This is a genomic window from Dialister sp. i34-0019-2H8 (assembly GCF_042846925.1).
Taxonomy (GTDB): domain Bacteria; phylum Bacillota; class Negativicutes; order Veillonellales; family Dialisteraceae; genus Dialister.
Genome location: NZ_BAABYQ010000001.1, coordinates 888,625 through 913,444, shown reverse-complemented (window position 1 = coordinate 913,444; position 24,820 = coordinate 888,625). Strand labels below are relative to the sequence as shown.

General features: G+C 47.3%; 28 protein-coding genes. 12 read left to right on the top strand and 16 right to left on the bottom strand.

What is annotated here, in order from left to right:
• The first annotated feature begins 1 nt into the window (after nt 1).
• A complete protein-coding gene (locus tag ACGG9R_RS03665) occupies nt 2–856 on the top strand; it encodes an IS3 family transposase (protein WP_009014516.1) in 855 nt (284 codons plus the stop codon).
• 275 nt (nt 857–1,131) lie between these two features.
• Nucleotides 1,132–1,986, top strand: a complete 855-nt coding sequence (locus ACGG9R_RS03660; RefSeq protein WP_006555379.1) for an extended-spectrum class A beta-lactamase ACI-1 — start codon at nt 1,132–1,134, stop codon at nt 1,984–1,986.
• A gap of 201 nt (nt 1,987–2,187) precedes the next feature.
• Here ACGG9R_RS03660 and ACGG9R_RS03655 read toward each other — a convergent pair whose 3' ends face one another.
• The 6 genes from ACGG9R_RS03655 to ACGG9R_RS03630 all read right to left on the bottom strand — a co-directional run bounded on the left by ACGG9R_RS03655 (nt 2,188) and on the right by ACGG9R_RS03630 (nt 5,697).
• Entirely contained in the window at nt 2,188–2,667 is a 480-nt protein-coding gene (locus tag ACGG9R_RS03655; RefSeq protein ID WP_390151590.1) for a hypothetical protein, read from the bottom strand.
• Entirely contained in the window at nt 2,624–3,121 is a 498-nt protein-coding gene (locus ACGG9R_RS03650; protein ID WP_390151587.1) for a zinc ribbon domain-containing protein, read from the bottom strand. The genes ACGG9R_RS03655 and ACGG9R_RS03650 overlap by 44 nt, the downstream gene beginning before the upstream one ends.
• A complete protein-coding gene (locus ACGG9R_RS03645; protein WP_390151584.1) occupies nt 3,118–3,942 on the bottom strand; it encodes a recombinase family protein in 825 nt (274 codons plus the stop codon). Before ACGG9R_RS03645 ends, ACGG9R_RS03650 begins: the two co-directional genes overlap by 4 nt.
• A gap of 156 nt (nt 3,943–4,098) precedes the next feature.
• Complete coding sequence (locus ACGG9R_RS03640; protein WP_390151581.1) at nt 4,099–4,311, bottom strand: hypothetical protein; 213 nt, start codon at nt 4,309–4,311, stop codon at nt 4,099–4,101.
• Nucleotides 4,312–4,467: 156 nt separating this feature from the next.
• Complete coding sequence (locus ACGG9R_RS03635) at nt 4,468–5,481, bottom strand: exodeoxyribonuclease VII large subunit (RefSeq protein ID WP_390151578.1); 1,014 nt, start codon at nt 5,479–5,481, stop codon at nt 4,468–4,470.
• Between the two features lie 24 nt (nt 5,482–5,505).
• Entirely contained in the window at nt 5,506–5,697 is a 192-nt protein-coding gene (locus tag ACGG9R_RS03630; protein WP_390151575.1) for a hypothetical protein, read from the bottom strand.
• 277 nt (nt 5,698–5,974) lie between these two features.
• Between ACGG9R_RS03630 and ACGG9R_RS03625 the strand changes: the two genes are divergently transcribed.
• A complete protein-coding gene (locus ACGG9R_RS03625; protein WP_390151572.1) occupies nt 5,975–6,376 on the top strand; it encodes a hypothetical protein in 402 nt (133 codons plus the stop codon).
• Nucleotides 6,377–6,732: 356 nt separating this feature from the next.
• Here the strand turns inward: ACGG9R_RS03625 and ACGG9R_RS03620 are convergent, their stop codons facing one another.
• From ACGG9R_RS03620 to ACGG9R_RS03605, 4 genes are all read right to left on the bottom strand, one after another.
• Nucleotides 6,733–7,191 carry a hypothetical protein gene (locus ACGG9R_RS03620; protein WP_390151570.1) on the bottom strand — a complete coding sequence of 153 codons (459 nt, stop codon included), beginning with the start codon at nt 7,189–7,191 and terminating at the stop codon, nt 6,733–6,735.
• A gap of 22 nt (nt 7,192–7,213) precedes the next feature.
• Nucleotides 7,214–7,885 carry a metallophosphoesterase family protein gene (locus ACGG9R_RS03615; protein ID WP_390151567.1) on the bottom strand — a complete coding sequence of 224 codons (672 nt, stop codon included), beginning with the start codon at nt 7,883–7,885 and terminating at the stop codon, nt 7,214–7,216.
• A gap of 113 nt (nt 7,886–7,998) precedes the next feature.
• Nucleotides 7,999–9,066 carry a HipA domain-containing protein gene (locus ACGG9R_RS03610; protein ID WP_390151564.1) on the bottom strand — a complete coding sequence of 356 codons (1,068 nt, stop codon included), beginning with the start codon at nt 9,064–9,066 and terminating at the stop codon, nt 7,999–8,001.
• An 18-nt stretch (nt 9,067–9,084) separates the two neighbouring features.
• Nucleotides 9,085–9,645, bottom strand: coding sequence for a hypothetical protein (locus ACGG9R_RS03605; protein WP_390151561.1), 561 nt, complete (start codon nt 9,643–9,645; stop codon nt 9,085–9,087).
• A gap of 60 nt (nt 9,646–9,705) precedes the next feature.
• Here ACGG9R_RS03605 and ACGG9R_RS03600 point away from each other — a divergent pair, with 60 nt between their 5' ends.
• The 6 genes from ACGG9R_RS03600 (at nt 9,706) to ACGG9R_RS03575 (ending at nt 15,329) form a co-directional block, all read left to right on the top strand.
• Complete coding sequence (locus tag ACGG9R_RS03600; RefSeq protein ID WP_390151558.1) at nt 9,706–9,942, top strand: hypothetical protein; 237 nt, start codon at nt 9,706–9,708, stop codon at nt 9,940–9,942.
• A 462-nt stretch (nt 9,943–10,404) separates the two neighbouring features.
• Nucleotides 10,405–11,082 carry a helix-turn-helix domain-containing protein gene (locus ACGG9R_RS03595; RefSeq protein ID WP_390151552.1) on the top strand — a complete coding sequence of 226 codons (678 nt, stop codon included), beginning with the start codon at nt 10,405–10,407 and terminating at the stop codon, nt 11,080–11,082.
• Nucleotides 11,079–12,050: an IS3 family transposase gene (locus ACGG9R_RS03590; RefSeq protein ID WP_390151550.1), complete on the top strand. Its 972-nt coding sequence runs from the start codon at nt 11,079–11,081 to the stop codon at nt 12,048–12,050. The genes ACGG9R_RS03595 and ACGG9R_RS03590 overlap by 4 nt, the downstream gene beginning before the upstream one ends.
• A 444-nt stretch (nt 12,051–12,494) precedes the next feature.
• The gene (locus tag ACGG9R_RS03585; RefSeq protein WP_390151555.1) at nt 12,495–13,541 is read left to right on the top strand and encodes a Fic family protein; all 1,047 of its coding nucleotides are present in this window, start codon (nt 12,495–12,497) and stop codon (nt 13,539–13,541) included.
• Nucleotides 13,542–13,683: 142 nt separating this feature from the next.
• Complete coding sequence (locus tag ACGG9R_RS03580; RefSeq protein ID WP_390151552.1) at nt 13,684–14,361, top strand: helix-turn-helix domain-containing protein; 678 nt, start codon at nt 13,684–13,686, stop codon at nt 14,359–14,361.
• Nucleotides 14,358–15,329: an IS3 family transposase gene (locus ACGG9R_RS03575; RefSeq protein ID WP_390151550.1), complete on the top strand. Its 972-nt coding sequence runs from the start codon at nt 14,358–14,360 to the stop codon at nt 15,327–15,329. The genes ACGG9R_RS03580 and ACGG9R_RS03575 overlap by 4 nt, the downstream gene beginning before the upstream one ends.
• A gap of 669 nt (nt 15,330–15,998) precedes the next feature.
• Here the strand turns inward: ACGG9R_RS03575 and ACGG9R_RS03570 are convergent.
• The 3 genes from ACGG9R_RS03570 to rpmF form a co-directional block, all read right to left on the bottom strand.
• On the bottom strand, nt 15,999–18,989 hold the full coding sequence (locus ACGG9R_RS03570; RefSeq protein WP_390151547.1) for an AAA family ATPase: 2,991 nt from the start codon (nt 18,987–18,989) through the stop codon (nt 15,999–16,001).
• Entirely contained in the window at nt 18,986–20,254 is a 1,269-nt protein-coding gene (locus ACGG9R_RS03565; RefSeq protein ID WP_390151544.1) for an exonuclease SbcCD subunit D, read from the bottom strand. The genes ACGG9R_RS03570 and ACGG9R_RS03565 overlap by 4 nt, the downstream gene beginning before the upstream one ends.
• 295 nt (nt 20,255–20,549) lie before the next feature.
• Nucleotides 20,550–20,735 (bottom strand): 50S ribosomal protein L32, encoded by a 186-nt coding sequence (rpmF, locus tag ACGG9R_RS03560; RefSeq protein WP_022105297.1) that lies wholly within the window; start codon nt 20,733–20,735, stop codon nt 20,550–20,552.
• Between the two features lie 319 nt (nt 20,736–21,054).
• On the opposite strand from rpmF, the gene ACGG9R_RS03555 reads away from it, so the two are divergent.
• Nucleotides 21,055–21,318, top strand: a complete 264-nt coding sequence (locus ACGG9R_RS03555) for a type II toxin-antitoxin system HicA family toxin (RefSeq protein ID WP_390151540.1) — start codon at nt 21,055–21,057, stop codon at nt 21,316–21,318.
• Nucleotides 21,315–21,671, top strand: coding sequence for a type II toxin-antitoxin system HicB family antitoxin (locus ACGG9R_RS03550; protein WP_390151537.1), 357 nt, complete (start codon nt 21,315–21,317; stop codon nt 21,669–21,671). Before ACGG9R_RS03555 ends, ACGG9R_RS03550 begins: the two co-directional genes overlap by 4 nt.
• 43 nt (nt 21,672–21,714) lie before the next feature.
• Here the strand turns inward: ACGG9R_RS03550 and glyA are convergent, their stop codons facing one another.
• A complete protein-coding gene (glyA, locus tag ACGG9R_RS03545) occupies nt 21,715–22,953 on the bottom strand; it encodes a serine hydroxymethyltransferase (RefSeq protein ID WP_022105298.1) in 1,239 nt (412 codons plus the stop codon).
• Between the two features lie 445 nt (nt 22,954–23,398).
• Between glyA and ACGG9R_RS03540 the strand changes: the two genes are divergently transcribed.
• Nucleotides 23,399–23,629 (top strand): hypothetical protein, encoded by a 231-nt coding sequence (locus tag ACGG9R_RS03540; RefSeq protein WP_390151533.1) that lies wholly within the window; start codon nt 23,399–23,401, stop codon nt 23,627–23,629.
• Between the two features lie 41 nt (nt 23,630–23,670).
• Here ACGG9R_RS03540 and ACGG9R_RS03535 read toward each other — a convergent pair whose 3' ends face one another.
• Nucleotides 23,671–24,225 carry a TIGR01440 family protein gene (locus ACGG9R_RS03535; protein ID WP_390151530.1) on the bottom strand — a complete coding sequence of 185 codons (555 nt, stop codon included), beginning with the start codon at nt 24,223–24,225 and terminating at the stop codon, nt 23,671–23,673.
• Nucleotides 24,225–24,668 (bottom strand): ribose 5-phosphate isomerase B, encoded by a 444-nt coding sequence (gene rpiB / locus ACGG9R_RS03530; protein ID WP_390151527.1) that lies wholly within the window; start codon nt 24,666–24,668, stop codon nt 24,225–24,227. Before rpiB ends, ACGG9R_RS03535 begins: the two co-directional genes overlap by 1 nt.
• Nucleotides 24,669–24,820 lie beyond the last annotated feature (152 nt).

The following is a 24,820-nucleotide window of genomic DNA, read 5'->3' as shown; positions in this document are numbered from 1 at the left end:
CATGGAACTATCCGGAGAAATTCCGGTGAAGCTTCTTTGCAAGACAATGGGCATCCAGAGGAGCAGTTTCTACGCTTGGAAAAAACATCTTTCTCAGCCGTCGGGCAAAGAAAAGCGCCTTTTGAGCAACGTCCTGCTGTTCCAGGAGTACCATTGGAAGTATCCATCGCACGGCTATCGCTGGCTGAACGCCAAGATACGGTTGGACAAAGAGATTGTCCTGTCCGATCCCTATGCCCACAAATGCTGTAGGATTGCGGGAATCAAGAGCAAATCCAAGCACTACAGGTACAAGAAGGCTGGCGATCCAGCGCGGATATTTCCCAACCTGCTCATGTCTGAAATGCAGATCGATGGGCCAATGCAGTGCATCGTGAGTGATATGACCGCTTTTTATGTGAAAGGCATCTACCATGAACTGACTCTTTATATGGATCTATGGAACAATGAGATTGTCAGTCATTCCCTCTCTGCAAAACGCGGTGATCGCATGACTTACATCAGCGGACTGGAAAATCTGATTGAGTGGCAAAAACGGCATCCGGAGCACCAAATGGTTCTCCATTCTGACCAGGGATCGGTCTACGCCTCCAAAGCCTACAACGAGCTATTGCCCATGTACGGCATCACCCGATCCATGTCACGTGCCGGGACCCCCACAGACAATGCCGCTATGGAGTCCATCAATGGATGGATCAAGGCGGAGCTGTTCATGGACTTGCATGTGACCGGCGAGAAACCGGTCAAGGAGGAGGTGGATGACTACATTCTTTTCTTCAATGAACAGAGGCCAGCCTATTCCTTAGGCTACCTGACGCCGAAGCAGTATCGGGAACGTCACACGCCCATCTGCTGATCTCGTCTGCATTATCGATGGCATGGTTTGTCTAACAAGCTTGAAGGATGTCAGAAAAGTTGATGAATCTTGTACATCGATTCGTTTTTTATGCCTGATTTTTTTAGTTTTGTGTCCAATTTTTGTTGACAAGTGCAAGTGACTGCATCTTTGATTGTATGAAGTGATGTATTAGTAATGGCAATAAGAGTGCTAATTGCTGATGATCACGCTCTATTGAGCCAATACGACCCGTTGAATTTGGCGGGTCGTTCAACAGATAGTAGGAGGTTATTATGAAGAAATTTTGTTTTTTGTTTTTGATAATCTGTGGCTTGATGGTTTTCTGCCTTCAGGATTGTCAAGCGCGGCAGAAATTAAATCTTGCTGATCTGGAAAATAAATATAACGCCGTGATTGGTGTTTACGCCGTTGACATGGAGAATGGAAAAAAAATTTGCTACAAACCTGATACGCGTTTTTCCTACTGCTCGACACACAAAGTTTTTACGGCTGCAGAATTGCTAAGACAAAAAAATACCTCCGATTTGAATGAAATTCGTAAGTTTTCGGCGGAAGATATTTTGTCCTACGCGCCAATCACCAAAGACCATGTTGCTGATGGCATGACGCTGGCGGAAATTTGTTCGGCATCGCTCAGGTGGAGTGACAACACGGCGGCAAATTTAATTTTGCAGGAGATCGGCGGCGTGGAAAATTTCAAGGTGGCACTTAAAAATATTGGCGACAAAACTACCAAACCTGCGCGAAATGAACCTGAACTTAATCTTTTCAATCCAAAAGATAATCGTGATACTAGCACGCCGAGACAGATGGTAAAAAATTTGCAAGTCTATATATTCGGCGATATTTTGAGCGACGACAAGAAAAAACTGCTGATTGATTGGATGAGCGACAATTCCATAACCGACACGCTTATCAAGGCAGAAACTCCGCAAGGTTGGAAAGTTATCGACAAGAGCGGTTCAGGCGATTATGGGGCGCGGAATGATATTGCCGTGATTTATCCGCCCAATCGCAAACCCATTGTCATGGCGATAATGTCGCGCCGCACGGAAAAAAATGCAAAATCTGACGACGCTATGATTGCGGAGGCGGCAAAACGAATTTTTGATAATTTAGTATTTTAAAGGGGCTTGATAGCATCGGTATTGCCGATGGGCAGAGAGGGCCATCACGCAAAAATATTTCGCCAAACATTTATATCTCACTCAAACTTCGCACACCTGAAACCCTTACTATTATATCATATTCCGATTTTCTTCATCAAAAATACGGCAGAGAATCCTGCGTTTCCTCTTGGATTCTCTGCCGTAATCCTTTTTTCCTGCTTATGCTCTGATTTCCGTCCCGTCCTTGAAGGTCACCCGGATATCGTCTTTGCTGTACACTGTGATGAAATCCACCAGGCTGCCCCACAGCCGGGCATCGAACTCCTTAATGAGATCCTGATTCCTAAGCTCCTGGATGAAGCTGTCCATCTGACGGCTCCGGGCCTTGCGATACTGGATGGCTTCACAGGTCTTGTCGTACTGCGTCTTCGCTGCTTCATACCGACTGACCAGTTCGTTGTAGTTCCGGTCATAATCATCCTGGTTCTGCACAACCCTGGCGTTCTCGGCTATGAGCTGCTGTACCTTATCTGCCAGCATATTCAGGTCCAATTCCAGCGCATCACGTTCTTTTTCCAGAGAACCGATATCTGTGAGCCGTTGCTTCAACACGACGATATTGTTGAGGATTTCTTCCTTGTTGCCAATAAGCTGATTAACGGCTTGGACGAAGGCATCTTTGATTTCGTTCTCCGTCAAAAGATTCTATCCCCATGGCATCAGCGGCAATCTTCATCATGTCCTCTTCGCGAACGCTGAGAGAACTGCACTTGCCGCCCTGACTGCAGCGCCAATGAACAGAGATTCCGTTCTTTCTACTTTGCTTGCACCACCGGAAGACGTGGCCGCATACGGCGCAGCGCACACGGGTCGTAAAAGACGAGAACCGGGTATCCTTTCCACTTGCCATGTAGTTTCTCACCCAATCCCGCTGACGATCTTTGTATTCATCAGTCCAGCAGTCTTTCTTTGCCGTCGATACCCAGTGCCGGGTGACTGTCTGGCCATCTTTCAAATAGAAAATCATGGTATGGTGCTCCGGTACCAAGATTTTGTCTATCTTCTCCAGAAAAACTGCTTCGTTGAATTCTTCCAGGCTGAGGACCGCAGCGCATTCTTCATGCAGCACTTTAGCAGGAACAGCGCCCTTCATGCTGCACTGCAGCTCCTTACTTTATGAGACTGGCATTCCCATACTTCTGAACCACCTCTGTCATGACGGATACAATGGACGAAGCTTTTGCCACAGATACCGCACTTGATTTTTCCCGTGAAGCAGGAGATATTCAGCGCTTTGTTTGCCAATGGACCCAGCTCACGCCGCCGTGCCATTTCCTGCTGCACATAATCGAATGTCTCTTTATCGATAATGGCTTCATGAGTATTCTCGACGTAGTACTTTGTCAGCTCACTCTGGTTCTTCTTCCGATGCTTGGTGATGGGGTCTGTAATGTACTCCTTTTGTAATAGCAAGTTGCCTGTATAGATGATGTTAGTAAGAATCTTTTTGATATTCGAATCCAGCCATTGGCAACCGTTTCGCATCTTGATCCCCTCCGCAGCAAATTCCCGCTCTGTTTCCAGCCGGGACTTCCCGTCAATGAAATTCGGGAAGATGCGTTTGACGATGGCCGCTTCCGAAGGAATGACAACTAACTGGTCGTCCTCCCAGCGATAACCATAAATTCGGAAATGCCCATTGGGGATGCCCTTCTCAAATCGTTTCTTTACTCTCCATCTGACATTTTCACTGATGGAACGGCTTCCCTCCTGGGCAAAGGATGCGAGAATGGTCATCATCAGTTCCCCATCCTCGCTCATGGTATGGATATTCTCTTTTTCGAACCAGACCTCGACCCCTTGTTCTTTCAATTGTCGTACTGTCTGGAGAAGGTCGACAGTATTTCTCACGAAGCGCTGTATGGATTTGGTGATGATGATGTCAATCTTCCCGGCTTCTGCATCTGCTATCATCCGCAGGAAACTTCTAACTGTTCCGCCATGGCTTTTCCCGTAATCCCCTATTCAAGCCGCATTTCTCTAACCCTTGAAGTGTCTGCTCTCTCCAGCGGCGCAGAGTTTGAAGCGGATGTATATGGCGCTAGTTCATCCGTTAAGCCCATCAGGAAATCAAGTAAGACGCCAAGCTTTAACAGCAAATTGAATCAAAGTTTCTAAAGACATCTCAATTGTATTAGCACGTTCATAGTATAAATAGGTAACTTCAGGAATGCATATCAGATTGCCCATTTGCTTTAGTTCCAGGCCTAATGAAATTTGTATATCTCTTAGGCGAACATAATAATCCGGCGGTGCAATAGTTTTTGTTTTCCATCTCAGCATCCTGTATCACCTCTTGTTTCCTTTATTATACTATAGCAGTATGACAATATATGGCTATATAAAAAAATTATTTAGAACAAAGCCCTACAAGATTATTTCTAGTCCTGTAGGGTTCTATTTTCCTTGATTTTACGGCAATTTATATCAACTTAGGATTTACTTGAAGAGTTTTGAAAACCAATTCTGCTTCTTAGGCTCTGGCTGTTTTTCAGAGGTTATCTCTGCTTTCTTCTGACTTAATTTCGCAATTTGAGTATTTAACGCACTGATTTCTTTTTCAAGTTCTTCTATTTTTTTCTCCGCGTTTAGGCATCTTTCCTTCCAATTAATAGCGGCCCTTTCCCTTTTTTCTAATTGCTGATTGAAGAACTTGGCTTGTTGTTCTCCCCACTTTTCTTTTTTCTTCTTATATACCTGTGTATTGATATAATTAGCAGCAGCAGTAGGAGTCTTAGATGCATGAAATGCCACTTGTTTGCACAATAGATTATCAGTGGAATGCCCAATGCCTGTTACAACTGGTATTTTTGAATTTACAATAGCTTCCAAGAATTCTGGCCGAGAATAGTCTATGAGGGTTTCCGGATCTCCCCCGCCACGAACAATACAAATAACATCACAATTAGACTCTTTATTTAATTCTTGCAATGCGTTCACTATATCTTCCAGCTTCATCGTAACATTTTTTGTGATGATATTTTCTGATAGTATTGCATTATGCTTTGTTATTTCATCAATAAAATCAACATAACCACTGCTATTCGTATTTGCAATCAATCCAACTTTTTGGATTCCATCTGGCCAGGGATCGTTATTTGCTACTTTTTTCGTAACCAATTCATCACATACAGATTGCCATTTTTCTAACTCTTTTAACCGCGTGCATGGCCCAACCAGTTTAAAGCTAATTGCCTCTATCTGGAATGTAAGGTAAGGCTTGTATACAAAAACACGACCGGTCACTTCAACTTCTTTATCAATGAATTCCTTGTAATGCTTATCTTCGAGCAGATTAAAAGGCACCTTTACTTTAATGGTTCTTTTAAGATTATGTTCCGTAAACAAGATATACATGTAAAAAGCTTCATTAGGACCGCAATATACATCATGCACATCCGCTTTGAATGTGTATAAAAGGTTAGGAACTTGTACCTGCTTACCAGCGTTCATAAGAAAATCTGCAAAATTTATTTCCTAGCTAATTAACCATTTGGAGGGAATACCAGCGGCCTTATCACCAGAAATGCACCAGCAGCCTTTAGTATTGGTTACTGGGTTTATTAAGTCTCGATTCCATTTAACACCAAACCCCTTTTTTATCTTGTCTCTAAATTCTTGTTTTTCTTTAGTATAGCCTTTGGCCTCAGGAATATGCAGCAAGATCATAGTTTTCAAATCCTTTCAATAAAAGTGTGTTAACCATATTATAGTACCAAGACATATAACTGTATAAAAAAATTTATCTATAATGCGGCTGCCTGCCAAAAGATGGCGGGCTATCTAATAAGCGACCGAGCAGATAACTTTAGGGAAGCAAGTATGATTTACCAGAAAGAAGTGCAGACGGAAGAACGGATTCGTCGCTTAAAGCAACAAAGGGAGGAAGAGAAGAAAGCCGCTTATATTCAGGGACGCCGCCAGGGTTACCGTTTAGGATACGATGATGGATTCCACGACGGGTACGGAACAGCATCTTACTACGCTAGTAGATTTAAAAACTAAACACCATTTCCCAAGAAGAGTAGACACATCTGCTCTTCTTTTAATTTGCTGGCAAATTTTCCCTTTTTCCAACAAAGAAGAAGAGCGGATTTATGAAATACACATCTGGCATCTCAGATTAGGTGAGGTTCTTCATCTGCGCTTCGATGAGCTGCTACAGGTTATCGACGTCGATGGCTTTAAGGGCTGCATTGGCTTCTTCTTTGGCAAAGGTGTGAATGTCAATGAAAAAGTGAGCCAATCTTTAATCATAAAAAATCGCGGCTTCCTTTCGCTGGCACAGTACCCACCAATTGTATTCTTCTGTCAACCTCACAGCTCTTTGCCAACGGAAGCCGCGTGATCCTCGTACTTCTCAATAGAAGAATCCAGATAATACTCGACTTATTCTAGCGTCAACGGTCTTCCGCAGATTTGATTTGACTTCAATTCTCCAGCCAGGATTTTAACTCCATTCAGAAGACTCTTTCCCACAGCTGCCTTTAGGACTGTCTTATCCAAATTTTAACAGTTTTTCTTTTGCCTCGAGTACCAGCATCAGCCTAATAGATTTTCCCCTTAGTTTTAATCTTGCCAATGATCCTCGACCCAGCCTTTGATGTCTTCTTTTTTCATCATCAAGAGGCTTTCTACCTCTTTCTGCGGATATGTAAGAATTTCCGAAATCTTATCCTCATTCATTCCTGCTGTATGCAGTCTTTATACCCATTTCCATCGCACCTCTTCATGTCCAGTTTTCTGGCCTATAGTAAAATTGCGATAATACTGATATTTTGCAATATTCTTGTGTTTTTTCGCCTTGAGCTTTTTGTAAACTGTATAGTAAACGTCTTTGCAGCATTCATCTTTCCCTTCGATCACCGATCTTATTTTCTCTTCTGTGACGCCAAGCTGTTCCTGAATATATTCATTGCTGTATCGTTCAATATGCAGACGATATATCTTTTCCTCCAGCGAGTCCGACTCTGCCAGACAGGCAGCAGTCAATTCCTCGTCATACTCAAATAGCAACTTTTCAAGGTCATCAAGCGATAGTCCGGTAATATATTCAATCATTTGCCAACTCATGCCAAATATGTATTTATTTAAATAGCACTCATAAAGCCGGTTCGCCATCGTCCATTTCGCATCATGATACCCTTTTTCGTATTCTGTCATAGTTATTTCTCCTTTTACAAGATCAGGTAAAAGCAGAGGGAATCGTGCAAAACTTTTTCAGAATTGCATAAATGTCCAACTCTGGCGTCCCATCAAACTTACGGATAAAACGTTCTTTCCCCTGCTGTCCATAAATATCCCTCAGGGAAAGCGGGCGATGGTTCTGTTTGAGTTCGTAGATTTCTTTCAATTTGGGGATGCGCCGCCTACTAACCCAGCTCGCCATTGTCCCGAGAAACTCTGCATCCAGCGCGATTGGCTGATATCCCATTGCCTCCAGTGACAGCGGAAGATAGAGTCGGGAGAAATCTTCACGATGCAGGTCGTGGTAGTGCCCATGGATATTGATATCTGCTCGATGCCCCAAGCGGGGCTTGTGGGAGAATAGGATGACCACACCCCCGAGTTTCATGACAATGGAATCACAGGCAAAGTCCCAGCCCATTTCCATGTACTTTTCCAGTGATTTATCATCGTGATTTCCGCGCACGAGGATTTTCTTCCCCGGCAGTCCCAGAAGCCTCTTCATTCCTTCCGGTCGCCAGGCGCAATCGCCAAGGTGGATGACCGTGTCTTGTGCTTTTACCTTTTCTTGCCAGTTCTGGCAGATGCTGGAATCAAAATTTTCTGGTCTGCCGCAGCTCTTTACCATGGCGTGATGATTAAGGTGCGTATCGGTTATAATCCATAGCATAGCGCATCTCCCAAGATTTTTCTAAAAAGTCATAACTCTCTATATTGCCGGATCATATCCACCAAGCGTACCATCATGCCCTTGCATCACCGGCATCATCATCTGACATTTTCTTATCTTCCTATCTGCTTTCGCACAGAAGAAATATGTCTTTGCACCAAATAGAGCATCTTTGCGATGGTTTTCTCTTGGATACGTTCTCCCCATACTTTTTGGAAAATCTCTGCCACTGCGCAATCCGTCAGTCGTCCTAAATCCAGGTCTGATGCCCGCATGAATTGGCTCTGCCTTTCAAAGTTTTTGGCAAATGGCATACATTTCAGGTAGATGCAATGGAAATTGGCAGCCGGCAAATCAAACCACAGCGAATTACCGTGGTCATACAATGGCGCCATTCCCTGAAACTTTCCATCGCTTACGCTGCGGATGAACCCAAAATTTCCGAAATGCCGATCTTCGTTGAAGATCAGCCAGTCGAACAGCAGCATGTTCGCCAGTTCTTTTTCCGTGACGGGAATCTGCAGGGTATCACAGCACCTCCGGAAAAAGTCAAATCGATTTTCTTGTTCCTTCTTCTCGCAAGCGCCTAATACCTGCCAGGCAGGGACAAGCTCGCTATCCTCTGTGATAAAGTCTTCGCAGTAAGAGAGATTCCTTCGCTCTGTATATGTAACATGCGGCACATCTAAGACATCCAGCAAAAGAGACGCCAGCACTTCATTCTTTGCCTCGCGATAATACGGGCCGCTGCTTTCCTTGATCAGTACTCTTTTATCATCTATGATCGCCCAGTGTTTAGGGAGTCTCCCATCCGTGCAGGGATTCGGCGAGGGTACTGCTTTCGGCGTAAAATCATTCCGGAATGGAGTAATATCTTTCCAGGTAATATCGGATCCCTGCGGCTGCAGCCAGTATGGGTCAGAAAGGTTGACTGCATAGTTTTGAAGGATTTCCTTACGTCTGGAAGCAATCTCCCACAGAGGCGCTCTTAGGCGCATCCATTCCGTAAAAGCGCTACTCACGCGGTGTTCCTGGCAAGCCAGATAAATCGGGCCGGCTTCCAGATTGATCGGTTGCACCTCTTTGCAGATATGCCGCTGTGCTTCAAACTCCACGCGCAGGGCAGGTGTATCTTTGTTCATTAAGTAAAAAACGCTCATTATCTTTTTCACGCCCTTCATACCATTTTGTCTCTACAGTTAGTCCGCTTCATCATCTTTCTCTTTCTGCTCCATATACTTTGCCATATAGTAATCACTCATATTGTTTGCTGCTACGTGCCATTCATTTAAAGATATGCTTTCCACCAGTTGTTTTAAGAACCCGGTCTTTTCGGAATCCCCTGTGATTTTATTAATAATCTCCTCAAAACAGTTGGCACAAATCCAGTCATATCCCAAATCCTTTCCTGCCAGTTTATATGCCTGATCTGTCCTATTCCTAAAATCTTTCACAGGTTCATAATCTTTAAGCAGTCCCTCACTTTCAGCGACTCCGACTATATCATAAAGGCAGTAGAGAGCATCGCCTGGCTTCAATCGTTCCAGACAGTATCCGCAGCGATTTTCGCAGCAACACATGACCGCTTCATTCTCGTTGCCATCACACCATTGGGTCCCCTCGCGGCAAGCTTTTATCACTTGACGCGCAGATTCCAAAGACATCTTCCCGTGATCATACAAGTCCAAAACAACCAGCACCACAGAATTCATCCCACGTCCAATATCGTGACAGCTCATATTGTTTTCTCCTTTTGCCATTCATTCCAATACTCATTTTATGATAAAATGTAGTCAACCAATGAAGGAAGGACTACTATCATGATGGATAAAACCATAACAACTCATACTCTTCAAAGTAGATTAGATAAAAAATCGGACAGGGGCATGCTCGGCAAAAAAATCCCCATTGCTCATTCTGAACAGGCGATTGACTATTTTGTTTCTGATCATTCCGAAGCCCCACTCACTAATTCTCTCACTGGGATTTTAAAAGAGGAAAATCTCCCACAGGTTAAAGAGGAAGCGCTAAAAGCGAAGCATATCTCTCATACCTGATCTCTCCAGCCAGCACTACAAGCATTACAATCCCGCCTGCTCTCATGCAATAGTCATTATTCTTGATTTCAAGCCAACAAGAACATCTCCGCTGTTCAGCCTTTTCGACATCCGCCAGCTGTTATGCATTATCCGTCCTCTTCAACAAAGTATTCTGACATACAGCCCTAATCCTTCCGGCCTTCTTTTCTAACATACTCCTTCTTTTCACGTTTTGCAACCTAAAAAATGTACTTTTTACGAGAAATCTAAAGATCGCCAGAGAAAAAGTAGACTTATTTATTCTAAATTAGTCTTATTTAGTCTTATTTAGACTAATTTACCGTAAATTACAGTAAATTAAATAGTGTAAATATAACGATGCACTATATGGATATAAATAAAAAGCCCTGCAAGACTATGATATGATCCCCCTAAAGCAGACAAGGTAAATAACCAAACTGCTTTAGGGGGATTTTTTTAATGGCCAAAAGGAAACATTCAGCAGATTGGATGCTTGACAGAGTGAGAGAATATCTTTCCGGCAAAGGATCTTACCGACAAATCGCCAGAGAGAATGGGATATCCGAACGGAGTCTTCGTGGCTGGGTAAGGAAATACGAGGAACAGGGCGAGGCCTCTTTCATAGAAAGAGCTGGAAACGCAAGCTACAGTAAGGAATTCAAGGCAAGCTGCGTCCTTGCCGCGCTACGTGGCGAGGGCAGCGTTGACGACATCGTAGTGAAGTACAACATTTCAAGCCATTCCGTTCTCCGGCACTGGATGAAGCAGTATAATGACCATATAGAACTTAAGGACTACGATCCAAAACTGGAGGTCTATATGGCAGGAGCAAGAAGGAAAACATCTCTTTCGGAACGCAAGGAAATAGTGGAGTATTGTCTATCGCATGGCAAGAACTACAAGGACACCGCCGCGCACTATGACGTTTCCTACAGTCAGGTATACGATTGGGTGAGGAAATACGTCGCTGACGGGGAAACTGGTCTTATTGACCGGCGCGGACATCATAAAACCGACGAAGAAGTTGACGAGATGGAACGTCTCCGGCGTGAGAACCGGCGCTTGAAACGGCAGCTTGAGGAACAGAAGAGGCTGGTCTATTTCTTAAAAAAATTGAAAGCCCTGGAAGGGAGGTGAAACTTGGCAGGCTGCGCCATGCCATAACCTATGAAGCAATCCAGCAGTGCCACGCAGAAAAGGGCTGGGGCATTTGCTGGCTGTGTGGTCAGGTCGGTATTACGAGAGCATCCTATTATCAATGGCTGAAGCGAGATGTCCCAAAAGCGGAAAAAGAAAACGAGATCATCGCCCAACTGATCCAAGAGTATGATGAACGATTCCACCACATCCTGGGCTATCGGCGCATGACTGATTGGATCAATCGCCTGAACCACACGCATTACAGCAGGAACCGCATCCACCGGCTTATGAAGGAGCTCAATATCCATTCCGTGATCCGGTGCAAGAAGGCAAAATACAGAAGGGCCACACCAGAAGCCACATCAGAGAACATCCTTCACAGGGGTTTTCAGGCAGAACGACCGAACCAGAAGTGGGCAACGGACGTGACAGAATTCAAATGGTACGAAGGATCAGCCGTTAAGAAGCTCTATTTGAGCGCCATCCTCGATCTCTATGATCGGTCGATTGTCGCCTACGTCATAAGCGGACGCAATGACAATAAGCTGGTGTTTGACACATTTGAGCAGGCGATTCGCAAAAATCCGGAAGCACACCCGCTGTTCCACAGTGACAGGGGGTTCCAGTATACCAGTAAAGCATTCCAGTTCAAGCTCTCGAAGCAGGGTATGGAGCAATCCATGTCCCGCGTTGGGCATTGCATCGACAATTGCCCAGTGGAAGGTTTCTGGGGAATTGTGAAGGCAGAGATGTATTTCCTGAACAAGTTCAGTAGCGGCGGCGAGCTGCGTTCGGCCATCGACCAATACGTCCATTTTTACAATTACGAACGTTTTCAGGAGCGATTTGGAGTAAGGACACCAATGGAAGTTCGCATAGCAGCTCTGAATGCGAAGAACCCGGAACAGTTCCCGATTGCCGAAAACAAACGGATTCAGAAATACAAAGCAAAATTCGCGGCATAACAAAATGCCGCAAATCCCATGCTGATGCTAAAACACCAACATGGAATTTACGGCAGTAATTTTTTTAGATATTTGCCATGTCTACCTTGACAGGGGCTGATCACTACGGTTAGTCGTGCAGGCTTTTTTCGTTTTCTCCCATACGCTATCGCCTCCGTTTTTGATTTTCCTGATTGATATCCGGCACATACTCTCCCCAGCACAATGATCATCCGTCTTTCCCTTCATCCCCAGCGGAAATGAAGCGCTTTTCGACTGATTGATATAATACGGATCGAAGCCATTCATTTGCTAATCGACCAGGAGAACTTCAAATTTTCAAATGATGCGTTATGGCTCCTCGCTTCACGCTAAAGGCTTGGCAATTTGACTTACTATGTAGCCGGATACAAAATACCCTTAATTTTTGCTATACTTTAAGGGAAAGAAGGTGCTGATACGAAAATGAGGACATTTAATTATGCATGGCTGCGTGACCGAAAATGGGATACCGATTTACTTGGACTTATCGCGGCTATTTACAAAGAAGCAGGAAAGCAGGAGATATTTTTAAAGCAATGGCCGGCAAAACTGGAAAAATTGATTGAAATTGCAAAAATTCAGAGTATAGAATCTTCAAATGCCATTGAAGGAATCACGACAACGCGCACCCGTCTCAGACAGCTTGCATTAGAAAAAACGACGCCCCGGAACCGTAATGAACAAGAAATTACAGGTTATCGCGATGATTTATCGTTAATTTATGAAAATTATGATGCCATTCCTATCACCCAAAATGATATACTTCAGCTGCATAAGATTTTATATAGTCACACGAATAATCCAGTAGCCGGACGTACAAAAACAACTCAAAATTACATCAATGCTACTTATTCAAACGGTCAAACCGTCACTCTTTTTACTCCGCTCGCTCCTGATGAAACCCCAAATGCACTGGATGCTTTATGTGCCACCTATAATCTGGCAATTGGAAACTTCATAGCGGATCCGCTTCTTCTTATCCCCATTTTTATCCATGACTTTCTTTGCATTCACCCTTTTAATGATGGAAATGGCCGTATGAGCCGTTTACTGACATCTTTGCTACTGCATCAAAATGGATTCTTTGTAGGGAAATATATTTCTTTGGAAGCAAAAATTGCAGTTAATAAAAGTTTATATTACGAATCTCTTCAAGATTCTCAAAAAGGCTGGCATGAAGGAAAAGAAGATGTGATTCCTTTTATGAAATTTCTCTTGGGAACCATTTTGGCTGCATATAAGGATTTAGACGATCGGGTCGCTCTTATGGAAGGAAAACGGTCTGCATTTGAAATAGTGAGAATGGCTTGTCAGCAAAAAATCGGGCGTATTACCAAGCAAGAAATCCATAACCTCTGCCCGGCACTGAGTCTCAGTTCAGTGGAAGGAGCTCTTCGTAAAATGGTAACAACGGGCGAGCTAACCAAAGAAGGAAAAGGGAAAAACACCTGCTATCGCCGAATATTTTGATAATTGAACACATAATCAATGACCGCCCCGGCATTTGGAAAACAAATAGCCAAAACAATAAAAAAAGCCCTGCAAGACTATGATATGATCCCCCTAAAGCAGACAAGGTAAATAACCAAACTGCTTTAGGGGGATTTTTTTAATGGCCAAAAGGAAACATTCAGCAGATTGGATGCTTGACAGAGTGAGAGAATATCTTTCCGGCAAAGGATCTTACCGACAAATCGCCAGAGAGAATGGGATATCCGAACGGAGTCTTCGTGGCTGGGTAAGGAAATACGAGGAACAGGGCGAGGCCTCTTTCATAGAAAGAGCTGGAAACGCAAGCTACAGTAAGGAATTCAAGGCAAGCTGCGTCCTTGCCGCGCTACGTGGCGAGGGCAGCGTTGACGACATCGTAGTGAAGTACAACATTTCAAGCCATTCCGTTCTCCGGCACTGGATGAAGCAGTATAATGACCATATAGAACTTAAGGACTACGACCCAAAACTGGAGGTCTATATGGCAGGAGCAAGAAGGAAAACATCTCTTTCGGAACGCAAGGAAATAGTGGAGTATTGTCTATCGCATGGCAAGAACTACAAGGACACCGCCGCGCACTATGACGTTTCCTACAGTCAGGTATACGATTGGGTGAGGAAATACGTCGCTGACGGGGAAACTGGTCTTATTGACCGGCGCGGACATCATAAAACCGACGAAGAAGTTGACGAGATGGAACGTCTCCGGCGTGAGAACCGGCGCTTGAAACGGCAGCTTGAGGAACAGAAGAGGCTGGTCTATTTCTTAAAAAAATTGAAAGCCCTGGAAGGGAGGTGAAACTTGGCAGGCTGCGCCATGCCATAACCTATGAAGCAATCCAGCAGTGCCACGCAGAAAAGGGCTGGGGCATTTGCTGGCTGTGTGGTCAGGTCGGTATTACGAGAGCATCCTATTATCAATGGCTGAAGCGAGATGTCCCAAAAGCGGAAAAAGAAAACGAGATCATCGCCCAACTGATCCAAGAGTATGATGAACGATTCCACCACATCCTGGGCTATCGGCGCATGACTGATTGGATCAATCGCCTGAACCACACGCATTACAGCAGGAACCGCATCCACCGGCTTATGAAGGAGCTCAATATCCATTCCGTGATCCGGTGCAAGAAGGCAAAATACAGAAGGGCCACACCAGAAGCCACATCAGAGAACATCCTTCACAGGGGTTTTCAGGCAGAACGACCGAACCAGAAGTGGGCAACGGACGTGACAGAATTCAAATGGTACGAAGGATCAGCCGTTAAGAAGCTCTATTTGAGCGCCATCCTCGATCTCTATGATCGGTCGATTGTCGCCTACGTCATAAGCGGACGCAATGACAATAAGCTGGTGTTTGACACATTTGAGCAGGCGATTCGCAAAAATCCGGAAGCACACCCGCTGTTCCACAGTGACAGGGGGTTCCAGTATACCAGTAAAGCATTCCAGTTCAAGCTCTCGAAGCAGGGTATGGAGCAATCCATGTCCCGCGTTGGGCATTGCATCGACAATTGCCCAGTGGAAGGTTTCTGGGGAATTGTGAAGGCAGAGATGTATTTCCTGAACAAGTTCAGTAGCGGCGGCGAGCTGCGTTCGGCCATCGACCAATACGTCCATTTTTACAATTACGAACGTTTTCAGGAGCGATTTGGAGTAAGGACACCAATGGAAGTTCGCATAGCAGCTCTGAATGCGAAGAACCCGGAACAGTTCCCGATTGCCGAAAACAAACGGATTCAGAAATACAAAGCAAAATTCGCGGCATAACAAAATGCCGCAAATCCCATGCTGATGCTAAAACACCAACATGGAATTTACGGCAGTAATTTTTTTAGATATTTGCCATGTCTACCTTGACAGGGGCTGATCACGCTAGTCCTGCAGAGCTTTTTCATTTCCCTTATGGAAACACTGATTAAACCGTTGTTCGATTTAATCAGTGTTTTCCAAGCATTACCCATGCAAAAAAGACAGGATGTCATCCTGTCGAATGAATCAGATCTAATGAATCGGGCGCCAGGCTGGGAGGCGTAGAGTCTTCGAGGGCGGCCTTGACGAAACAAGGACTTCTACTAACTTAGAGGCGAGCCTGATCTTGTCGTCAGAGCTATCTGAGTTGTTTCGTAATTAGGTTTTCATCCTGTCTTTTTCACTTGTCTTGCCCCTTTTGCCGATTCCTCCCGGGCAGAACCTTCAAAGGGAGAAGCATTTGAGAGCCGCATGATGCCCGATTTCCTTTTCTCCCTCTGCCTAGGATGAGGGAAATCTGTCAATCGATCATCTCCGGGATGCTCTCTCCTGCTTCTATACATAGCATCGCACACATATGAAAAAAGTGACCCTCTTCTTTTCGAAGAGAGTCTCTTTTCTCAATTTTTTATCACACCGCGTTGCGAGATTTTCCTAATCAATCCCTAGCCACTAGTCACTCCAAATCTACGCTCCGAGCTCGATGGTCCCGGACTTCAGGTGGATGAACTCACCGGTCGCTTTTTCCTTCCCGACTTCTTCTGCGATGCGCATGGTCTGTGCGTGGCAGGTGAAAAGGAATATCTGCTGGGTCTTGCCGAGCTCCATGAGAAAGCGCAGTGTCTCACGCTGGCGTTCTTCATCAAAGCGCACGAAGATATCATCCAAAACAATAGGGAGCGGCTCTAGCTGCTCTCCAAAGGAGAGCGCCATGGCGAGGCGAATGGCAAGGAAGACCTGATCGCCTGTACCGGAGGACCAGATCTTGGCCTCTTTCACCCGGTGCTCGCTGTCCACGATGCCGATATCTTTCCCGTCTTCGGAGATCCGAAGGGCATACTTGCCTCTGGTCATAGCAGAGAGGAAAGTATTCGCCTGCTTCATGATCTGCGGCTGGCGGCCGGACTCATAGGCGGCCTGCGCGCGGTTCAGGATTTCTTCTGTGTACATGTAGGTCAGCCATTCGGAGAGTGCATTGGCAAGCTCGGCTTCGATCTTTTCTTTTTTCTGCAGGGTATCGGTGATGGTATTATCCCCCGCCAGACGGAAGATCTCATTTTCCACCGCTCCCTGATTCTTCTGGAGCTCACCCAGTGACGCCGTCTCTTCTTTGATGTGTTTTGCAAGGTTCTGATGGGTTTCCATCCAGTCATCGTACTGTCCGCTTTCCAGGAAGTTCCAGAGGGACTGGAATTCTTCATCGCTGCCTGCATAGAGGCGCAGATCCTGCTTCACGGCCTCCCATTCCTTCGTCAGCTGGTCATGATGCTCGTGGGCATTCACCTTTTCCGCGAATTCTTCCGCATTTTTTGCATTGACCAGATGGAGAAGGGTATCCATCTCCCGCTGGCAGGAGGCCCAGCCGTCATCGAGCTTACCCATTTCCTTCCGATACGCATCGTGCTGGTTGTTCTTTTCCTGAATGGACTGCCATGTGAGGCTGCGCGCATGCGTTTCCTCGTAAAGCTCCTGAATACCGTCCGGATCGACGGTGTAGGGCATCTTCGTCTTCGAGATGATGCTCTCTGCCCGGCGGCTATAGGCATCAAGGCGCGCATCCATCTGCTCCAAGCGCAGGTCGAGGATCTTGCCCTTGCCTTCGGCGGAGTAGATCTTCTGCCACTGCTCCTGCAGAGCGGAGAGATTCTCTGCACTGGTCTTTGGGAGCTTGTTTTTCGCGAGGAAGGCATCCCAGTCTTTGTCTGCTTTTTCCTTCTTTTCGCGAAGCAGCTTGCCTTCTTCTGTCCACTTCTGGTGCGCAAGCTGCTGCTTTCGTACCGTTTCCCGTTTCCATGAGATAGCCTGCCGCTTTGCCTGGTCTTTGTAGAAATCAGAGCGACGGCTCTGCATCAGGTTATGGAAGGCCTGCAGATCATCTATGTCTTCCGGTGCCTGCCCGGGGAATTTGTCGGAGATCGCCTTCCTCTCATTCACGAGAGAAGCCAGCGAATCATTCCATTTCTCAAGGTCATTCCCTTTCTTGTGGATGCTCTTATTATTGAACAGGAAGCAGAGAATCCCCAGCATGAGCCCGCCTGCTGCGCCATAGAGCGCCACGGTGCCTGCCATGGCCATGTAGAAGGAGGCGATGCCAGCAGCTGCTCCTGCCATAGAAAGGATGCCCAGCCAGAACCAGAAGGTGAATTTCTTATCCTCGAGCTGCGAGGCGGCATCGATCTTGCCTCTGATTTCCGCTTCCTGATGGAGAAGCTGCTCGAGCGAGGAGGCCATGTCCTCCATCTGTTGGAAGTCCTCCTCAGTCTGGATGTCTCCATCTGCCGCCTCTTCTGCGACGGCTTCGACCTCCGGCTCTCTTTGCTCCCAGAAATGGAGCTCATTGCCCCTGACACCCACGCTCTGCGCAAGGCGCCGTCCTTCTGCCCAGTCCACATGGACGCAGGCATCCTCCAAAGGCAGTGCGCGGTCCCAGAGCGGCAGGGAATAGCCCAGATTCACAAAATCAAGCTTCCAGTTTTCCTTTTCCTCTTCCAGTGCTTCCACATCGACGATGGTCTGGCGCCACTGCCCCAGATCGACGTAGAGTTTTTCCAGCGCTTCAGCCTCTCTCGCCCATGGGATGATGTCTTCCTTCTTCTTCGGCGTGTACTCATCGAGCTTTTCCTGGAGCGATGCCTTCTGGTCGTGGATCACCTTCATGCGGTTCATGAGCTGGTTCCACTGCTCCTTACCATTCGACGGGAACATCTTCACCTGCGAGGAGAGATCCAGCTGGTGCTTGATATCACGCGCCCGCTTGTAGTATTCCCAGGCGCCCAGCCGCTTCGAGAGCTCTCTGTCCTTTTCCTGGTCCTTGGCGAGCGAAGCCTCGAGCTCACGGATCTGCTTTTTCAAAAGCTCCTGCTTCTTCTGCAGCTCGGCGAAATCCTTTTCCTGATGAGAAAGATGATCCAGCTCCTGATTCACCGTATCCAGATCCGCCATCAGCTGATTGATCTTGCGCTTTCCCTGAGACGAAGCCACGAAGAGCTTTTCCTTATTCTCTTGGATATCCTTCTTGGCACTGGCGAGCTTATCGCCACCCTGCAGCATGAAGAAACGGCTACGGATGGAGTCATTCGCAAGGAAGGAAGCCCCCTGCAGGTCCTCTAAGCCGACAGCGAAGATCTGCTCATACATAGAGCGTGTGAGACCGTGCCACCAGAGTGTCGGAAGCTCCTCGGAGAATTTCTCATGGCTCGCATTCTCGAACCAACGCTCCTTCTCTTCCCGGAAGACGCGATACTCCTGCCCGTCCGCACGGACGAATGCCATATTTCCCTTCCGTCCCTGCCACTTGCCGCGCCCATAGCCGAAGAGCATATCACGGATGAAACGAAGCATCGTCGTCTTCCCGCTCTCATTCTCTCCCATGACCACATTCAGCGAAGACGTCGACGGCTGCCAGGACGCGCCCCGATAGATGCCGTACTCTGAGAGCTGCAAATCCGTGATTTTCATCGTCCATCCTCCTCTGTCAGCATTTCCGCTCCCAGCACTTCCGCCCGGCGGAAAGCAGCAAGAAGTGCCTCATCAGACACCTTGCCCAATAGATTCTTATACTTCGAAAGCTCCGGCTGCGAAGAAGCCATCTCTCGGAGCATCTTCGCCCTTTCTTCCGACGGAAGATCCATGACCGCATCAAAAGCCTTCAGATAATTCCCCGTCACATCGGGAAGCTCGCGGCGCTCGGTGAGATTTAGAAATGGCCGCGTCCGATCCTCGATGCGGGTGAAATAAGCAAAGAGATGGCGGAACTGCTCCTTTTCATTCAAAGACTGCAGAAGGAAATCACGTCCCTCTTCCGTCGAGATCGCTTTGTGCAGCGCACCATGCCCCGTCAGTACCAGACGCACCATATTCGGCCTACCGGTCAGTTCCTTCAGTCCTGCGCGGCGGCGTGCCACGTCTTTCAAAAGATCATCTGCGGTCAAGAACGGAGCGATATCTATGACCATGTCCATCCAACGTATCACATCCGTCTCGATGAACTTCAACGTCACTGTACCATAGGCCCCCACATCAACCAGGTAACAGCCACGGGGCCCGATTTCCGTGATATCCAGCCCCTGCGTATTGCCCGGGTAGACGATATAGGGCTTCATCGAGAGCGTCTTTCTCGTATGCACATGCCCCAGTGCCCAGTAGTCGATGCCCGCAGTCTTGAGCTCCTCGACCGTGCAAGGCGCATAGGGACTCCCATCGACGCCGGCTTCCGTGTGTAGCATCCCGATGGTGAATCCATCCTCCGGATTCACATGGAAAGAGCGCACCAGATCATCCTTCGTATGGCGTGTCTTGTAACTGATGCCATAGATCGTGGCCGCCTTTTCCCCATCCTTCATGAGCGGGATGCCTATCACTTCTTCGGAAGAAAAAACATGCACCGTCTCCGGCAGCGGGATATCCGCACGCCAGGCTTCGCCCGGGTCGTGATTTCCATGCACGATAAAGACCTCGATCCCCGCCTGCGCCGCCCGATACAACTCCCGACCGAAAGCCATCTGCGCCGCCAGACTGTGATGGTCTGAATTATATACATCTCCGGAAATCAAGATCGCATCTACCCGATTTTCCAGTGCCGCATCCACCACCTTTTCAAAGGCCTTGAAGGTGGCTTTCCCGATCTGCTCGTTCCACGGTCCCTTCGTCCCGAGGCGCACGCCTCCGAATGGTTCTCCGAGGTGCAGATCCGCACAATGGATAAAAGAAAAATGCTTCCCCATACTTCCTCCTTGATGGTCGTTGTTTATTCAACAGGTTCAACAGCTTCTATAGGGCTCTGCTTTTGAGCGAGAGCGATGCAGCGCAAAAATAAAGCGCGCCGCAATCTTTGAATAAAAAGAAGGGCCGACGGCGCCTTGTGAATATAATCGCCGCCTTTTCTGCTCTCGCCCGCAGAGCCTGCTGAACCCTATTTCTTCGAGAAACACCTACTATTGTATCATATCGCGCCATAGTGAGAAGTAATTTCTGCAATAAAAAAATGCCTCTCTATCGAGAAGCATTTTCCTTTGACCATTATTCTTCAACAGTCTTGGTGATGATCTGTTTGCCTTTATAGAAACCGCATACTGGGCATACATGATGAGGTTTTTTCAGTGCATGGCACTGTGGGCATTCCACAAGACCCGGAACAGTCAGTTTCCAATTTGCACGTCTCTTGTCGCGACGGGATCTAGAACTTTTTGTCTTCGGAACCGGCATTTCTCGCACCTCCTTACCTATCGGCCGTTATGCCGTTTGTCTTTCACTGTTTCGCCAGTGCTCTAAACGCGTTAGAGAAATTTATCAACTTCAATAGTATACGGGATTGGCCGGGGAAAGTCAAGGGGAAGTTTGCGAGCGGGTGACTTGTGGCGGGAGCCAAAGAGACGGGGAGCCTTTAGACAGGGAGACTTCGGATATCTAAAGTCTCACTTTCGACTCTGCGATTGGAGCAGCGTTTCCCTTGACAAAGGCGTTTGATTTTAGTATGATGCGAAAAGAGGGTAACTAAAATTTAGTTACAGAGAGGCAGGCTATATTGACACAAAAAGATAAATTGTTGGGGCGGCTCTTTCAAAATCCGTATCCCAGAGATTTTACCTATGGCGAACTTCTTACACTGATGAAACAATGCGGCTATCAGGTGCGCCAAGGAAACGGTTCTCGCATTTCTTTCGGCCCCAATGCAGTAGGAAATCGGCTTTTTCTTCATGCTCCACATGGAGCTACCGAAAATGCACTGAAGAAGTACCAAATCGAGCAAATCAAAGCATTCTTAGAGAAAGAAGGACTCCTCAAATGAAAAACTATATGGAATACAAAGGCTACCGTGGTACGATTTCCTACTGCGGTGAAGATCGCATCCTCTATGGGAAAGTGCTCGGCACCAAGGACTCCATCTCTTATGAGGGAGAAAGCGTCTCTGAACTGGAGTCTGATTTCCACGCTGCTGTGGATGATTACCTGGAAGTCTGCAAAGAGACAGGAAAGTCTCCCAGTAAAGAATTCAAAGGCTCTTTCAATGTCCGTGTCACACCCGAGCTGCATCGTTCCGCCTACTTCTATGCACATGAAAATGGACTCACGCTGAATGAACTGATGTCACGCAGTCTCAAGAATTATTTAGACGAAAAAAATATTCATGTACAAGCATAATAAAAGCCAGCCCTTGCGGACTGGCTTTTATTTGATGTATTCATTACAGATCTTCGTAGAGCGGATACTTCACGCAGAGAGCATGGACACGCTTTGCACAGTCCGCCTTGACTGCTGCATCCTCCGGATTTTTGACGACCGTCGAGATGATATCTGCGACTTCCTTGAAGTCATCTTCCTTGAATCCTCTGGTGGTCAGAGCCGGGGAGCCGAGACGAATGCCGCTCGTGACGAATGGAGAGAGAGTCTCGAACGGAATGGTGTTTCTGTTTGCGGTGATGCCGATCTCGTCGAGAACCGTCTGTGCGACCTTGCCTGTGATGCCGATAGCTTTCATATCAGCGAGGAGGACATGGGTATCGGTGCCGCCGGAAACGACGCGGATGCCATTCTTCTGCAGCTCATCAGAGAGGACCTTTTCATTCTTTTTGATCTGTTTTGCATACTGCTTGAAATCATCGGAGAGATCTTCGCCGAAAGCGACAGCCTTTGCTGCGATGACATGCATGAGAGGACCGCCCTGCATGCCCGGGAATACCGCTTTATCGATGGCTTTGCCATACTGTTCCTTGCACATGATGATGCCGCCGCGCGGTCCGCGAAGCGTCTTGTGGGTGGTAGTGGTCACGATATCTGCCCACGGCACCGGGCTCGGATATTCACCGCCTGCGACAAGACCGGCGAAGTGTGCCATATCGACCATGAAGAGTGCGCCGACTTCATGGGCGATCGCTGCAATGCGTTCGAAGTCGATGATGCGGGAGTATGCACTGGTGCCGCCGATGATGAGCTTCGGCTGGACTTCCTTCGCGGTCTTTTCCATGGCTTCATAGTCCAGAAGTTCATCTTCTTTTCTGACGCCGTAAGGAACGACATTGAAATAATTGCCGGAAATATTGACCGGGCTGCCGTGAGACAGATGACCGCCATCCGTGAGGTTCATGCCCATCATGGTGTCGCCCGGTTTTAAGAGACCGTAGTAGACAGCGAAGTTCGCCTGCGAGCCGGAATGCGGCTGTACATTCACATGTTCCGCACCGAAGAGCTCCTTCGCACGATCGATCGCCAGCTGTTCGACGACATCGACATATTCACAGCCGCCGTAATATCTCTTGCCCGGGTAGCCTTCTGCATATTTGTTTGTGAGGACGCTACCCTGTGCTTCCATGACAGCATAGCTGACGATATTTTCAGATGCGATCATTTCCAGCTTGTTTCTCTGACGGTTCAGCTCTTTCTGAATGGCTTCATAAACCGCTTTGTCTTCTTTTAAGTGTTTCATTGAAATGAACTCCCTTCATTTTTCAAAGTGAAATCGAATGGATCGATTTATACACCCCATGATGCAAAACTTTCCTCAATGAGAGTGGAGAAATATCGGCGCATCGCACCATTTCACCAAGCACCGCTCGCTAAAGCAGCGCTCTCTGCCTCAAATATCCCCCAGTCACTCATTTTCGGTTCCTGCATACATTTGATTTATTGTATCATGAGGCGCACACGAATGCATCTTTGGGTTTGAAATATGCATACTTGATATAGAAAAAGGGCTTAGCGTGTACCCTTCAGGATACACGACTAAGCCCTTCCGTTGAGCAGGTATGCTATTCGTGAAATCTCTCACAAGGATAGTATAGCACAAATCAGGAAGAAGTAAAGAGGAAATAGGGTTCAAGGTTAGCCCGTGGGCGGGGCGCCCATGGATTGCGGATGAAAGCTTTGCTCAAATGAGAAATGAGAAATGGTGGTACGGCGCAAAAATAATGAAGCGCCGCAGAATTTTGATGGCGCTTCACGCCGTCGTCATCGAAAGCGTTGCCGAGGGATCTTTATTGCACTGCGCTCAGTATCACATAGAAACTGGCAGGAAACCGACGCCTTGGTGCTACGTATTTCTGCTTTCACACATGCGTTGTTTATCGGTCTGCAAGGAAGATTTCTCGCTCCGCTCGAAATGACGATACGAGAGAGTCACTAGCCACTAATCCCTAGTCACCAGTCACTTGTCATTTTCCCTCACATAGTGCGCTCGCTCTCCACCAATGAGCGGCGGGCGGGTGCGGGCAGCTGCCACAAGGGCCGCCCCGATATGGTTATTCACCAGACGGACAGGGACAGCCACGCGCTTCAAGTGCATACCGATCATCGTAAGCCCGATATCGAGTCCCCCGTCAGCCTTGATCTCCATCACGGCAACCGGGTCCTTGAAATGATAGAAAGCATTCGTCGAGAAGGCGCCGCCGGCATGCAGCCAGGGGACGACCGTCACTTCCTCATAGCCGCGCTTCTCTGCTTCGCTGCGCTCCATGATGAGCGCCCGATTCAGATGCTCGCAGCACTGGAAAGCCAGAGCGAGTCCCTCCTTCTCTGCCTCTTCCATCAGAGCCGTCACGACAGCCGTGCCAACTTCATAGGAGCTATCCTTGCCGATGTGTCCGCCGCGGATCTCACTCGACGAGCCACCGATGACGATGAGACTCCCTTTTCTGAAATGAGAAATTTCGCAAAGCTCATGGAAAGCTTTTACTGCCTGTTCCTGTAAGTCTTCAAACATTATTGCGCCTCTTCAATCGCAGCGATCTTTGCAATTCTTCTGGCATGGCGGCCACCTTCGAACGGAGTCTTTAAAAATTCGTCCATGATGAATTCCGCAAGCCCCGGCCCGACGACACGCGCGCCAAGCGTCATGACATTCGCATCATTGTGCGCACGGGTGAAATGTGCGGAGAAGGTATCGCCGCAGAGCGCCGCACGGATGCCCTTCATCTTGTTCGCAGCGATGCACATGCCGATGCCTGTCCCGCAGACGAGAATCGCATACGTCGCCTCACCCTGCTGCACCAGCTTGCAAGCCTTCTCTGCAAAATCCGGATAATCACAGGACTCTTCCGAGTATGTCCCGCAATCTATGTATTCGATCTTCTCTTCGTCCAGATGCTTCATAAGAGAAGCCTTGAGTGCAAACCCACCGTGATCACTCGCCATAGCAATTTTCATAATCTTCGCCCTCCTTGGAAAATAGGAATACTGTACCATTTCAGTATACAACAGCGGCACATAAAAAGGAACAGCTCGGCAATGGGCGAATTGTTCCTTTCGCATAACATATTCTATGCACCCAACGGATATGGTGCGGTACATATAGGTAA

Coding starts and splice junctions, on each gene's coding strand:
- ACGG9R_RS03665 (WP_009014516.1), top strand. CDS start 2: ATGGAACTATCCGGAGAAATTCCGGTGAAGCTTCTTTGCAAGACAATG.
- ACGG9R_RS03660 (WP_006555379.1), top strand. CDS start 1,132: ATGAAGAAATTTTGTTTTTTGTTTTTGATAATCTGTGGCTTGATGGTT.
- ACGG9R_RS03650 (WP_390151587.1), bottom strand. CDS start 3,121: ATGAAGGGCGCTGTTCCTGCTAAAGTGCTGCATGAAGAATGCGCTGCG.
- ACGG9R_RS03645 (WP_390151584.1), bottom strand. CDS start 3,942: ATGATAGCAGATGCAGAAGCCGGGAAGATTGACATCATCATCACCAAA.
- ACGG9R_RS03640 (WP_390151581.1), bottom strand. CDS start 4,311: ATGCTGAGATGGAAAACAAAAACTATTGCACCGCCGGATTATTATGTT.
- ACGG9R_RS03635 (WP_390151578.1), bottom strand. CDS start 5,481: ATGAACGCTGGTAAGCAGGTACAAGTTCCTAACCTTTTATACACATTC.
- ACGG9R_RS03630 (WP_390151575.1), bottom strand. CDS start 5,697: ATGATCTTGCTGCATATTCCTGAGGCCAAAGGCTATACTAAAGAAAAA.
- ACGG9R_RS03625 (WP_390151572.1), top strand. CDS start 5,975: ATGGATTCCACGACGGGTACGGAACAGCATCTTACTACGCTAGTAGAT.
- ACGG9R_RS03620 (WP_390151570.1), bottom strand. CDS start 7,191: ATGACAGAATACGAAAAAGGGTATCATGATGCGAAATGGACGATGGCG.
- ACGG9R_RS03615 (WP_390151567.1), bottom strand. CDS start 7,885: ATGCTATGGATTATAACCGATACGCACCTTAATCATCACGCCATGGTA.
- ACGG9R_RS03610 (WP_390151564.1), bottom strand. CDS start 9,066: ATGAAGGGCGTGAAAAAGATAATGAGCGTTTTTTACTTAATGAACAAA.
- ACGG9R_RS03605 (WP_390151561.1), bottom strand. CDS start 9,645: ATGGCAAAAGGAGAAAACAATATGAGCTGTCACGATATTGGACGTGGG.
- ACGG9R_RS03600 (WP_390151558.1), top strand. CDS start 9,706: ATGATGGATAAAACCATAACAACTCATACTCTTCAAAGTAGATTAGAT.
- ACGG9R_RS03595 (WP_390151552.1), top strand. CDS start 10,405: ATGGCCAAAAGGAAACATTCAGCAGATTGGATGCTTGACAGAGTGAGA.
- ACGG9R_RS03585 (WP_390151555.1), top strand. CDS start 12,495: ATGAGGACATTTAATTATGCATGGCTGCGTGACCGAAAATGGGATACC.
- ACGG9R_RS03580 (WP_390151552.1), top strand. CDS start 13,684: ATGGCCAAAAGGAAACATTCAGCAGATTGGATGCTTGACAGAGTGAGA.
- ACGG9R_RS03570 (WP_390151547.1), bottom strand. CDS start 18,989: ATGAAAATCACGGATTTGCAGCTCTCAGAGTACGGCATCTATCGGGGC.
- ACGG9R_RS03565 (WP_390151544.1), bottom strand. CDS start 20,254: ATGGGGAAGCATTTTTCTTTTATCCATTGTGCGGATCTGCACCTCGGA.
- rpmF (WP_022105297.1), bottom strand. CDS start 20,735: ATGCCGGTTCCGAAGACAAAAAGTTCTAGATCCCGTCGCGACAAGAGA.
- ACGG9R_RS03550 (WP_390151537.1), top strand. CDS start 21,315: ATGAAAAACTATATGGAATACAAAGGCTACCGTGGTACGATTTCCTAC.
- glyA (WP_022105298.1), bottom strand. CDS start 22,953: ATGAAACACTTAAAAGAAGACAAAGCGGTTTATGAAGCCATTCAGAAA.
- ACGG9R_RS03540 (WP_390151533.1), top strand. CDS start 23,399: ATGAGAAATGAGAAATGGTGGTACGGCGCAAAAATAATGAAGCGCCGC.
- ACGG9R_RS03535 (WP_390151530.1), bottom strand. CDS start 24,225: ATGTTTGAAGACTTACAGGAACAGGCAGTAAAAGCTTTCCATGAGCTT.
- rpiB (WP_390151527.1), bottom strand. CDS start 24,668: ATGAAAATTGCTATGGCGAGTGATCACGGTGGGTTTGCACTCAAGGCT.